The organism is Thermomonas paludicola, assembly GCF_024498955.1.
In the GTDB taxonomy this organism is placed as follows: Bacteria; Pseudomonadota; Gammaproteobacteria; order Xanthomonadales; family Xanthomonadaceae; genus Thermomonas; species Thermomonas paludicola.
In genome coordinates this window covers 1225758-1237535 of record NZ_CP093311.1, presented here as the reverse complement: position 1 = coordinate 1237535, position 11778 = coordinate 1225758, and the positions used below count along the sequence as shown (strand labels likewise).

General features: G+C 66.3%; 8 protein-coding genes. 3 read left to right on the top strand and 5 right to left on the bottom strand.

Translation table 11 applies throughout. The features are described 5' to 3' along the window. Window positions 1–167: 167 nt before the first annotated feature. Window positions 168–1064, top strand: coding sequence for a crotonase/enoyl-CoA hydratase family protein (locus tag LIW09_RS05805; protein ID WP_256647003.1), 897 nt, complete (start codon window positions 168–170; stop codon window positions 1062–1064). Between the two features lie 6 nt (window positions 1065–1070). On the opposite strand, the gene LIW09_RS05800 is transcribed toward LIW09_RS05805, so the two are convergent. The 3 genes from LIW09_RS05800 to lysS form a co-directional block, all read right to left on the bottom strand. Further along, window positions 1071–3254 carry an ATP-binding protein gene (locus LIW09_RS05800; RefSeq protein WP_256647002.1) on the bottom strand — a complete coding sequence of 728 codons (2184 nt, stop codon included), beginning with the start codon at window positions 3252–3254 and terminating at the stop codon, window positions 1071–1073. A 4-nt stretch (window positions 3255–3258) separates the two neighbouring features. Further along, complete coding sequence (locus tag LIW09_RS05795) at window positions 3259–4317, bottom strand: response regulator (RefSeq protein WP_256647001.1); 1059 nt, start codon at window positions 4315–4317, stop codon at window positions 3259–3261. 112 nt (window positions 4318–4429) lie between these two features. Next, window positions 4430–5941 carry a lysine--tRNA ligase gene (gene lysS, locus LIW09_RS05790; protein WP_256647000.1) on the bottom strand — a complete coding sequence of 504 codons (1512 nt, stop codon included), beginning with the start codon at window positions 5939–5941 and terminating at the stop codon, window positions 4430–4432. Between the two features lie 247 nt (window positions 5942–6188). On the opposite strand from lysS, the gene LIW09_RS05785 reads away from it, so the two are divergent. Beyond that, window positions 6189–7238 carry a GGDEF domain-containing protein gene (locus LIW09_RS05785; protein WP_256646999.1) on the top strand — a complete coding sequence of 350 codons (1050 nt, stop codon included), beginning with the start codon at window positions 6189–6191 and terminating at the stop codon, window positions 7236–7238. Window positions 7239–7242: 4 nt separating this feature from the next. Here LIW09_RS05785 and prfB read toward each other — a convergent pair. Together prfB and LIW09_RS05775 are read right to left on the bottom strand one after the other, a co-directional pair. Then, window positions 7243–8371 (bottom strand): peptide chain release factor 2 gene (gene prfB, locus LIW09_RS05780; protein WP_256646998.1). Its coding sequence is split into 2 segments (ribosomal slippage): window positions 7243–8295 and window positions 8297–8371, totalling 1128 coding nucleotides; the frame shifts between segments, so codons are not numbered across the junction. A gap of 83 nt (window positions 8372–8454) precedes the next feature. After that, entirely contained in the window at window positions 8455–11370 is a 2916-nt protein-coding gene (locus LIW09_RS05775) for a VIT domain-containing protein (protein ID WP_256646997.1), read from the bottom strand. A gap of 193 nt (window positions 11371–11563) precedes the next feature. Here LIW09_RS05775 and LIW09_RS05770 point away from each other — a divergent pair, with 193 nt between their 5' ends. Next, window positions 11564–11773, top strand: a complete 210-nt coding sequence (locus LIW09_RS05770) for a hypervirulence associated TUDOR domain-containing protein (protein ID WP_256646996.1) — start codon at window positions 11564–11566, stop codon at window positions 11771–11773. Window positions 11774–11778: the final 5 nt, after the last annotated feature.

Below are 11778 nucleotides of genomic sequence, written 5' to 3'. Positions count from 1 at the left end.
CGCACCGCCAGCGCTGCGGAGAATGGCTCCGGGCCGCATGCGCCCGGGGCCATTTTTCTTGCACTTCCAGCCATTTGGGCGCATAGAAGGCATCGGGCCAACCCTCGACGTTCCTTCCGTGCCGCGCCGGCCTTGGCCCGAGCTGGCGCCACCTGTCTGGAGCGATCATGGCCACCGCGATCATCGAGAAACTTGCCTCTGCACCCCGCCATGCCACCCTGCGCAGCAGCACCAGCGCGAACGGCAGCGTGCATTGGTGCCACATGCATGCCGACCTTGACACCCAGCCTGGCCGCGCTTGCTTCAAGCCGGCGCTGATCGGCGACATCCTCCACTACCAGGCCACGCTCGCAGACCGGCTGCGGCGCGAGCGTGCGCAGGGCGAGTCCGGACTGCAGCATGTCGTGCTTGCCTCCTGCTGCGATGCGTTCAACCTGGGCGGCGACCTCGAGTATTTCTGCAACGCGATCCGACGCCAGGATCGGGCCGCCCTGCTGGACTATGCGCGGCAATGCGTGCGCGGCGTGCATGCGTTCCACAGCGGCCTTGATGCCGGCGCGCACAGCATCGCGCTGGTGCAGGGCGATGCGCTGGGCGGCGGCTTCGAGGCTGCGTTGAGCTGCCATACCATCGTGGCCGAGGAAGGCGTGGGCATGGGCCTGCCGGAGGTGCTGTTCGACCTGTTTCCCGGCATGGGCGCTTATTCGTTCCTGTGCAAGCGCATCGCGCCGCACCAGGCCGAGCGCCTGATGCTCAGCGGCGACATCCATTCCAGCGACGAACTCCACAAGCTGGGCCTGGTGGACGTGCTGGCACCGCGCGGGCAAGGGGTGCAGGCGGTGGAGGACGTCATTCGAAGCAACCGGCGGATTCCGAACGCGCGCAGCGCCATGCATCGGGTTCGCGCGATGGCCCAGCCGGTGACGCTGGAGGAAATGATGGCGATCACCACGATCTGGGTGGATACCGCCATGCAGCTCGGGGAGAAATCGCTGCGCACCATGGAGCGCCTGGTCCGAGCACAGTACCGCCGCCACGGCGATCACGCTGCCGCGCAGGCGTGATCGTGGCTACGGAGCATCCTCGCGCGCGGGCACCCAGTTCCCGCGCGCTTGCAGCGCCTGTTCACCCTGGTGCAGGCGCTGCGCCAGCGTTTCGCAATGCCGCTGCCACTCGCGCGCCAACTCGTAGCCGGTCATCCGCATCAGGGTGCCGCTGAGTCCGGCGCACTGCACCAGCCCCAAGTTGCCGGCAATCCCCTTGATGGCATGCGCCTGTTCGCGGAACTGCTCCCAATCGCCGGCCTCGCCAGCCTGCCGCATCCGGGCCAATGCCACCCGGGCATCGGTGACGCACTGGCCGATGAACTCGGCCTCGAACGCCTTGCCCATGCCGAACGACGCAACCTCGTCGAGCACGGCCGGATCCAGCACCTGCTCGCTGGACGCATGCACCACGGGATGCGCGGCTTCCTGCCCGGCCGCGGCATCGCCGGACACGATGCCTGCCACGGTGTCCAACAGGCGGCCGGCCATGAACGGTTTGGTGATGAACGCACGGGCGCCGGCATCCCGGCAGGCCTGCACCGACTCGGGCGTGGCATCGGCGCTGATGATCACCACCGGCGTGCGCGCCTGCCCCCCCGCCTCCATCACCCGCAGCTGGCGCAGCAGGTCGATGCCGCTCAATGTCGGCATGTGCAGGTCCACCAGCGCCAGCTCGAACTCGCCTGCGACCAACGCATCCAGTGCCGCCTCGCCATCATCGACCGCCATCACCCGATGCCCGGCCTTCTGCAACAGCCCCTGCAACAACAGGCGATTGGCGGCATGGTCGTCGGCCACCAGCACGCGCATCGAACGGGTGCGCGCACGGTGGCGCAGGAACGGGTCGCCAAACGCGATGATGTTGGGAGGCAACGCGGCGGCGACAGCCTGCGTGCCTTCGCCGGGGACGGCTTGCCCGTCCGCTTGCGGCGGCTGCATCGGCTGGTCGCGCGGCTGGTCGAACGGCAGCTCGACCCAGAAACGACTGCCCGCGTTTTCGCTGCTTTCAAACCCGATCGTGCCGCCCATCGCCTCGGTCAGGCCCTTGGCAATCGTGGTGCCCAAGCCGGTGCCTTCATGCCGGCGCGACAGGCTGTTGTCGACCTGTTCAAACGCCTCGAACAGTTTGGCGCGCGCCGACGCCGGAATGCCGATCCCGGTATCGGACACCGTGAAACGCAGGCGGACGGGGCCAGAGGCGGCATGGGCAACGCGCACCACCGTCATCCGGACTTCACCGGCGGAGGTGAACTTGATGGCGTTGCTCAACAGATTCACCAGCACCTGCTGCAGATGCGTGCCATCCCCCAACAAGCGGCGAGGAACATCCGGCATGAGCGTCACCGAGTACTCCAACCGCTTCGAGCGCGCCTCCGGACGCAGCATCAGGTTGATCTGTTCCAACAGGGCGCTCAGATCGAACACCTCCTCCCGCAGCTTGAGCTTGCCGGCCTCGATCACCGAGATGTCCAGCACGTCTTCGACCAATGACAGCAACGAACGCGTCGCGGCTTGAATGGTTTCCAGATAGCCCCGCTGCTCGGCATCCAGGCGAGTGCTGGCCAGCAGTTCGGACATGCCAGACAGCCCGTTCAACGGGGTGCGGAACTCGTGGCTCATGTTGGCCAGGAAGCGGCTTTTGGCCTGATTGGCGCGCCGCGATTCGCCCACTGCCGCCGTCAGCGCATGCAGCAGCGTCGCGAAATACAGCGGCACCGCGACCAGGCCCAGCAATAATCCCCACGAGAGATAGGGGTTTTGCTGCCAATACGGGGTCAGCAGCATCATCGCGCCAAACGAGAGCGATGCGAGCGCCGTGCCCGCATACAGATAGCCCGGCCCGTAGCGCAGGCCGTTGCCGATGGTCACCCACAGATACACCGCATACAGGGGCGAGGCCGATTCGCCCTGCAAGTACATGACGCCCCCCATCGCGGCGTAGTCGGCCAGCATGCCCAGCCAACGGCGCATGCGCGAAGGTGCCGGCGCGGCAAGAATCGCGGCCAACAGCCCCAGCGAGAGCAGCAGTTCTCCAACCAGGATCAGCCAGGTGGCCACCAGCCCGGGGCGGTCGTCGCCGCCGCCCACTTCCCAGCCCAGGTAGGCCGAGAACAGGAAGGTGATCGCGATCCGCACGAACACCTGCGCGTGCTCGCTGTCGGCACGCCCGTGCAGCCGCGACCGTAGCCAGGCGCCAAGCCTGCGCATGGCGTCAGGGCCAGTCCGGGCGCGGTGCGACGTGCGAATACCGGTCGCAAATATCGTACAGGCGCGGCAGGTTGTTCATCAGGGCGCGCACGCAGGCAGGGTCCAGCATCGCGCCACTCTGCGCACCGATGAACTCCAGCGCACGACCGATGCTCCAGGCCTCCTTGTAAGGGCGCGGCGACAACAGCGCGTCGAAGACATCGGCCACGGTGACCACCCGTGCCTCGATCGGGATTTCCTCGCCGCGCAGGCCGTCCGGGTAACCCCCGCCATTCCAGTGTTCGTGGTGGCGCAGGGCGATCTGCGCCCCCACCTGGATGAAGCGGTTCTGGCTGTCCTGCAACAGCTGGTAGCCGATGCGAGGATGCTGCTTCATGCGATCGCGCTCCGCTTCTTCAAGCGGGCCGGGTTTCATCAACACCGCATCGGGAATCGCGATTTTGCCGATGTCGTGCAGCGGCGCCGCCAGTTCGATCAAGCGCACCTGCTCTTCCGGCAAGCCCAGCCCTTCGGCAATCAGCCCGGCAACGTGCGCCATGCGTTCCAGATAGGCACTGGTGCCGGAATCGCGGAACTCGATGGCGCGCGCCAGCCGCGACAGCGTTTCCCGCTCGCGCTCTTCGACCTCGTGCATGCTCGCCAGCAACCGCTGCTCCAGCGACAGCGCACGCTGCTTCACCGACTCCGACTGTTGGCGAAGCTGCAGCAGATTGCGGCAGCGCGCGCGCAGTTCGCGCGGGCGAATGGGCTTGACCAGAAAGTCGATCACCCCCGCATCCAGTGCCGCCTGCCGCACCGGTTCATCGCCCACCACGGTGACCAGCACGATCGGCACGTCGCGGTTGCGCAACGGCTTGCGGAAGGCCTTGGCCAGCTCCAACCCGTCCATGCCGGGCATGCGGTAGTCCAGCAGCAGCAGGTCCGGCCGATTGTCCTGGCACCAGTCCAGCGCGGTTTCCGGTACGCCGAAATCATGCACCGCCAGCTGCGGGCCGATGTCCTGCACGATATGCCGCAGCAAAGTACGCGCGGAGGGTTGATCGTCAACAATCACGACGTCCATGCGAGCCCCCATTCCGACGGACACGTGAAAACGTGGTCTCTGGCCATCCTCCACGCTATCCGCGCACTTGGCAAGGGACTAGCCCGTTTGGCCGATGCACAAGGCGCCGGCCTCAGCACTCCGGCCGCATGTACGGGAATAGCAGGACGTCGCGAATCGAGCTGCAGCCGGTCAGCAACATCACCAGCCGGTCGATGCCGACACCCAGCCCGCCGGTGGGCGGCAGGCCCGTTTCCAACGCGCGGATGTAGTCGGCGTCGAAATGCATGGCCTCGTCGTCGCCGCCCTCCTTCGCCTCGACCTGGGCGCGGAAGCGTGCGGCCTGGTCTTCCGGGTCATTCAATTCCGAGAACCCGTTGGCCAGCTCCTTGCCGCCGATGAACAACTCGAAACGATCGGTGATGCCGGGCTCGCTGTCGGATTCACGCGCCAGCGGCGACACCTCCACCGGGTAATGGGTGATGAAGGTGGGCTGGATCAGGCCGCCTTCCACGGTCTTCTCGAAGATTTCCAGCAGCAGCTTGCCCCAGCCGTAGCCCGGCTTCACGTGCACGCCCAGGCGCGCGCAGTGCGCGGCCAGCGCGTCGCGGTCGCGACAGTCGGCCACGGAAATCTCCGGGTTCAACTCGCGCACCGCTTCCTCCAGCTTCCAGCGGCGGAAGCGCGGGGCCAGGTCGATGCGATGGCCATCCCACTCGAAGACGCTGCCGCCCATCGCCTCCAGGGCAACGTCGCGGATCATGCCTTCGGTCAGGTCCATCACCTCGCCGTAGGTGGCGTACGCCTCATACAGCTCCAGCATGGTGAACTCGGGGTTGTGGCGGGTGCTCACCCCTTCGTTGCGGAAGTTGCGGTTGATCTCGTACACGCGCTCGAAGCCGCCCACCACCAGCCGCTTCAGGTACAGCTCGGGCGCCACGCGCAGGAACAGGTCGAGGTCCAGCGCGTTGTGATGGGTCACGAACGGGCGCGCAGTCGCGCCACCGGCGATGTAATGCATCATCGGCGTTTCCACTTCCAGGAAGCGGCGCGCATCCAGCCAGCGGCGGATCGCGGCGACGATGCGCGAACGGGCGATGAAGACCTCGCGCGCTTCAGGCGTCACGATCAGATCGACATAGCGCTGGCGATAGCGCTGCTCCACGTCGGCCAGCCCGTGGAACTTGTCCGGCAGCGGCCGCAGCGACTTCACCAGCAGGCGCAGCGCGCTCACCTTGACCGACAGCTCGCCGGTCTTGGTGCGCATCAACCCGCCTTCGGCAGCGACGATATCGCCGATGTCCCAGCCCTTGAACGCATCGTAGGTCTCACCCAGCGTATTGGCCTGCAAAAACAGCTGCAACTTGCCGCTCATGTCCTGCACGGTGGCGAACGCCGCCTTGCCCATCACCCGCTTGGCCAGCAGGCGCCCGGCGATGGCAACGTGCCGCCCCGTTGCTTCCAGCGCCTCGCTTCCCCACTGCGCCGCATCGACGTAGTCGGCCTGCAGATCGCCGGCGTAATCGGTGCGTTTGAAGTCGTTCGGGTAGGCCATGCCCTGCTCGCGCAACCCGGCCAGCTTGGCGCGACGTTCGGCGATCAGGTGGTTTTCATCAGCGTGCTGGGGGGGAAGCGGTTCGTTCATGGCAGGTCCGTGACGCCCACGCGACGGTGGACGGCGGTAGCAGGGGGAAACACTGGAGGAGCCGGGAAAATCCATGCTGGATTGCCCGGCCCTGATGGATGAGGAGTCGAGGAAATCGCTGATTTCAACAGCGCCTTCCCGGCCAAAAATCATAGCAGAGCGGCGCCGCTGGGCGCCGCGTCAGGACATTGACACATTTCTGGCGCGCATCTTGCTTGATGCATGCAAAGCCAACCGGCCGCCCGCCATGCGCAAGCCCTTCGCCCACCTGTTCCGCTCGATGCCGCTGGCCCTGCTGGTGGCGCTGGCCGTCGTGCTGCCGGCCGCACCCGCCAACGCACCCGCGCGGGCGCCGCAGAACAGCCTGGATGGCCAGCTTGCCCAATGCCTGACCCTGCAAGGAAACCTGTCAAGGCAGGCCACTGCGCTGGCCGAGCTGCAGGCACGCACCCAGATGGCGGCGTCGCAGCGGGCGCTGGAGCAAGCGCGTCATGACAGCCAGATCCAGGCGCTCCAGAACGAAAAGCACCAGCTCCTGTATCTGGCCTCCATCGCCATCCTGGTGCTGCTGCTGGCGGCGGCAAGCGGCTTCGGGCTGATCCTGCGCAAACGCCACCAGCAACTGCGTCAGCTCAGCGAAGTCGATGCATTGACCGGCCTGAGCAATCGTCACGCCGCCACTGCCGAACTCAATGCCATGGTCGCCCAGCGCGGCCCGGAAGGCACCCGCCACGTGCTGTTCCTGATCGATATCGATCATTTCAAGCACATCAACGACAACTACGGCCACCATGTCGGCGACGATGTGTTGGTGGCGATGGCAACGCGCTTGAAGGCGGCATGCCGCCCCACCGACCTGGTGGCGCGCTGGGGTGGCGAGGAATTCCTGGTGGCCTGCAGCAACCTGACCCGCGAGCAAGCCGAGCAGGTTGCAACCCGCCTGCGCCAGGCAATGGCCTATACGCTGGAAACCGCGCATTCCTGCCGGCCGGTCACCGTCTCGCTGGGGCTGGCGCCGATTCCGTTTTTCGACATGCCAGCCGACCATTCGGCCGCCAGCCGCTGGGATTACGCGCTGCGCATGGCCGACCGCGCCCTGTACGCGGCAAAGCGCAATCGCGATGCCTGGGTGGGTTACTGGGGCGCGCAGTTGCCCGACGACGCCACCGCCGAGGCCATCCTGGAACAGCCGGAAGCGGCCACCCGCATCGTCACCGTGATGTCCAGCCTGCCGCGCATCGTGTCGATGGCATCGGCGCGCGCCCGCAGCCTGCGCGCAGTCCGCGCGCAGACTTGATGCGTCACGCGGCGTCGGTGCGCTTGGCGCCGGCTTCCAGCCCCGACTTCAGGCTGGCCTGAATGAATTCATCCAGATCGCCGTCCAGCACCTTTTGCGTGTCGCTGCGTTCAATGCCCGTGCGCAGATCCTTGATCCGGCTCTGGTCCAGCACGTAGTTGCGGATCTGGCTGCCCCAGCCGATGTCGGACTTGCTGGCCTCCAGCGCATCCTTTTCGGCGTTGCGCTTCTGCACTTCCAGCTCGTACAGCTTGGCCTTCAGCATCTTCATCGCGCGGTCGCGGTTGGCGTGCTGGCTGCGCTCGGTCTGGCAGGCCACGACCGTGTTGGTGGGCACGTGGGTGATGCGCACCGCGGATTCGGTCTTGTTGACGTGCTGCCCACCGGCGCCCGAGGAACGATACACGTCGGTCCGCAGGTCGGCTGGATTGATGTCGATCTCGATGTCGTCATCGACTTCCGGCGCCACGAATACCGAGGTGAAGCTGGTGTGGCGGCGGTTGTCGGAGTCGAACGGCGACTTGCGCACCAGCCGGTGCACGCCGATTTCGGTCTTCAGCCAGCCGTAGGCATAGTCGCCTTCCACCCGGAAGGTGGCGGACTTGATGCCGGCCACGTCGCCACCGGACACCTCCATCAGTTCGGCCTTCCAGCCGCGCGACTCCGCCCAGCGCAGGTACATGCGCAGCAGCATTTCGGCCCAGTCCTGCGCCTCGGTGCCGCCGGCACCGGCCTGGATGTCCACAAACGCATTGGCCGAATCGAGCTTGCCGGAAAACATCCGCTGGAACTCGATTTGCTCGACGCCGTTTTCGAAGCGATCAACGTCGGCCACCACCGCCAGCGCGGTGTCTTCGTCGTCTTCCATTTCCGCCAGGTCCAGCAGCTCGCCCGCGCCGGCCAGGCCATCGGTCAGATTGCGGATGCCGTTGACGGTCTTGTCCAGCAGCGACCGTTCGCGCCCCAGCGCCTGCGCGCGGGCGGAATCGTTCCAGACGTCGGGATGTTCCAGTTCGCGCTCTACTTCTTCCAGGCGCTCGCGCTTGGCATCGTAGTCAAAGATACCCCCGGAGCGAATCGAGGCGACCGGTGAGGTCGGCGATGCGTGCTCGGATGGGATTGAGTTCGATCATGGCTGGGAAATCACGTGCGAAAAGACCGCCAATTCTAACAGTTGGGCCAACGCCTGGCGGTCTCCACGCAGCTCGGTGGCGGGTCATTTCACCTCGAATTCCCCCACCAGCACCGACTCATCCTTGCCCGACAGCCGCAGCGTGACGGTTTGATCCTGCTGCCGCGGCGTGCCCCAGCCGGTGCTCAGCGACAGGGTGAGCGTGGTGCCACTGGTGACCACTTGCTGCCGATCACCGTAGTAATGCGCTTCCACCCGATACAGCCCCGGCTTCGCCTTGCGCAGCACGAATTCCTCCGGGCCGTAGCCGCCGGTGAAGTCATTGGAAATCAATCCGCCCTGGTAGGTGCGCTTGTTGGCGTAGTAGCACTTTTCGCCGTTCGGGTCGGTCACCCACAGGTCCATGTCGCTGTTGTCGCTGTCCCAGGCCAGCGCAACGCGCAGGTCCAGCGGCATGTTCTGCAGCAGGCGACGGTCGATGAACCCGGTCTCCAACGGCTTCGGACTGGTGGCGATGATGGCGTTCATCTCGTTCAGTGCAATCGCGGCAATGCCGTTGAAGCGGCGATCCCAATCGCCCAGCGCGACGTCGTGCAACTGTTCGATGGCCTGCTGCCGCTGTCCCGACGCCGCCAATGCCAGCGCCAGATCGCGGCCGCTCTGCGGCTCTTCCTCGGCCATCGCCAGCACCTGCCGGAACACCTGCACGGCGGCCATCCACTGCTTGGCCTGCATCAGGCGATAGCCCAGCACGCGCAAGACGTGACGGTTGTCCAGCTCCAGTTCGGCAAGATTGGAAAGCACCCGCATCGCTTCGGCGTTGCGCCCTTTTTGCAGCAGCAGGTCGGCCACGTCGAGATAAAACGCCGTGCTGTTGGCGTGGCTGTCACGCTCGTCCAGATAGTCGGCGTAAATCTGGCCTGCAGGTGCCGCACGCAAGCGTTTTGCATACGGGGAATCCGGCGCCCAGGCCTGCAGGCGGATGGTGGCCACCGTTTCATCTGGCGCCATCGTGGCCAGTTGGTCGGCAGCTGCCGGCGCTGCCGCTGCATCGGCGCGCCCGGACGCCGCCGCCCTGGCTGCGGGCTCGGCCGCGGCCGGAGCCGGTGGCGGCGGTATCGCGCCTCCCGCCACGCTGACGCTCTCCAGCGTGGTCGAATTCACCGCAGAGGCGCGCACGGCTTTGCGAGTGATCGGTGCGTCTTTCGGGAATGCCGTCTTCCACCAGGCAAGCCGTTCCGCAAACGCCTCTGCCACCTGATCCAGGCGCTCGCTGCGCGACGCCTCGCGCTGTTGGCGCTGCTCGGCCTGCAGGCGCGCCACGGCATCGCGCAGCTCTGCCGGTGGCGCGATGTCGTAGCGCACATAGTCGGCGACGTCTTCCAGTACCAGCAGCGAGGTGCCGCTCGTCACGACGGAAAACTGCTGGCCCAGCCGCGCAATCGCGGCGCGATGGCGCTCCGGCTCGCCCGCATAGGCGGCGATCTGCCATCTGGCCCATTGTCGCGGAACGGTGTCGCCGGTGGAGGCGGCAGCGACGTCCAGGCGGATGGCGCGCCGGTGCCCCGCTTCCTCCAGCGTCACCCGAATCACGCCGGCCGGTTCGGTGAGACGCCCGGCGATCCTCAGCACGCCTGCATCCACCTGGCGCGTTTCGGCCTGAAGATCCACCACGCCGTCACCGTGCAGCTCAACAATCCGCGCCCCCTGCCCCAATAACGCATGCGCCGCAGCCGCAAGCGCAGCCCGGCCCTGCCATGCAATCAGCCGTCCGCCACGCGCATCCGCAAGCGCAGCCAAACGGCTGCCGTCGGATGCCGCGCCCGCCGAGTTGATGGCGTACAGGCGCTGGTGGGCGGCGAGCACCGGGAACATCTTGCCGCCGTAGTTCTGCAGGCCATCGCTGACCAGCAGGTATTCGGCGATGGCGGGATCCGGTACCCAATCGGACAGATTGCTGGCGCCATCGTTGACCGCGCCTTCCAGCGCGTGCCGCAGGGCCGTCCAGTCCCCGTTGCGAATGTCGAACTCGCCGCCATTTTCGCCAACGTCGCGCAGCAAGCGCAGACGCACGCGTCCGTTGCCCATCGCCTTGAAATAGCGATCAAGCAGCGCGAATTCGCCGTCGCGATCACGCGTGCGCGCGGAGGCGGAGGCATCCCACAACACCCCCACGCTGGATGGGGGTCTCCTGTCCGGTGCAGCAGATTGCGGGATCGGCACCTCGGCCATCACATAGTGTTCGCCGCTGTGTTCGCCCGAATAGGTCATGGGTCGGCTGCTGGCGGGAAAGCGAAGAACCAGGCCTCCCTGCGCGCGGAATGCGGTACGCCGAACGACTGCCCGATACCCCTGCGCATCCTGCGCAAACGCCAGCGCACCGAAGTTGCCTTCAACGCTGGGCGCGCCGGCGGTGCCGGCGGCGTTCACCCGCAATGAAAATGCGTCCGCACCAGAGAGCAGCTGCACCGGCAGCGCCATGCGCCACGCCCCCGCATCACGCGGCATGGCCTCTTCGATGACCAGCCGCACCCGCCGAGAGCCATGTGCTGGAATGGGATAGATGCGCAAGCGAAACTGGTTGCCGGCCGTCTGCTCGAGCAAGCCGGGGTCAACACCACGGCGCTCGACGCTTTCAAACACCTGCCGACCGCGCGCCTTGGGCACCGGCACCGCATCGCGCAACACGCCGCCGATATCCAGCGCAAACCCCGCAACCTGCTGGCCATTGCCGAGCGGAAACTGCAACGTACCTTCCAGCACGCGATTGTTCGGGTTGCGCAGCTCCAGCTCCAGGGTCGTGGTGGCGAAACCACCGTGGGTCTCGATGGCCACATCCGCCGAATGCAGGCTGACGGGCACGTCCGCAGCGCCGGTCACCTGCAGCAGGCGTGGCGGCACCTGCGCAGCATCCGCTGTCACCTGCTGCGCGGGGGCGAGCGATGCGAACGTCAGGGCAAGCAAACAGGCAGCTGTGGGGAGCAGGGTGATTCGGCGCATGGCGGCTTCCGTTGAAGGGACTACATCTGCCAACGCCTCGACACGGCCGCTGGGGTTAGCCGAGTTTGCCTCAAGGAAGCCGGCGCAACCATCGCGGCACGTGCCGGCAGGCACGAGGCAGGCATGACGATTTGCAGACGGCGCGCTCACATCTGGCCGATCACAATCCACGGAGATCATCAAGGAGCCGGACATGACGCATTTCAAGGCAGGCGACCACGTGCGCTGGAATTCCGAGGCCGGCCACGTCAGCGGCCACATCACCCGCGTGCATACGGCCGACTTCGACTACAAGGGCCATACCCACCACGCCAGCCGGGACAAGCCGCAGTACGAAATCAAAAGCGACAAGACCGACCACGTTGCCGCGCACTACGGCACGGCGTTGACGAAGATCGGCTGAGGCGC

Bases quoted from the DNA above. Each gene is read 5' to 3' on its own strand.
- LIW09_RS05775 (WP_256646997.1), bottom strand. From the start codon at position 11,370: ATGCGCCGAATCACCCTGCTCCCCACAGCTGCCTGTTTGCTTGCCCTG.
- LIW09_RS05805 (WP_256647003.1), top strand. From the start codon at position 168: ATGGCCACCGCGATCATCGAGAAACTTGCCTCTGCACCCCGCCATGCC.
- lysS (WP_256647000.1), bottom strand. From the start codon at position 5,941: ATGAACGAACCGCTTCCCCCCCAGCACGCTGATGAAAACCACCTGATC.
- LIW09_RS05785 (WP_256646999.1), top strand. From the start codon at position 6,189: ATGCGCAAGCCCTTCGCCCACCTGTTCCGCTCGATGCCGCTGGCCCTG.
- LIW09_RS05800 (WP_256647002.1), bottom strand. From the start codon at position 3,254: ATGCGCAGGCTTGGCGCCTGGCTACGGTCGCGGCTGCACGGGCGTGCC.
- LIW09_RS05770 (WP_256646996.1), top strand. From the start codon at position 11,564: ATGACGCATTTCAAGGCAGGCGACCACGTGCGCTGGAATTCCGAGGCC.
- LIW09_RS05795 (WP_256647001.1), bottom strand. From the start codon at position 4,317: ATGGACGTCGTGATTGTTGACGATCAACCCTCCGCGCGTACTTTGCTG.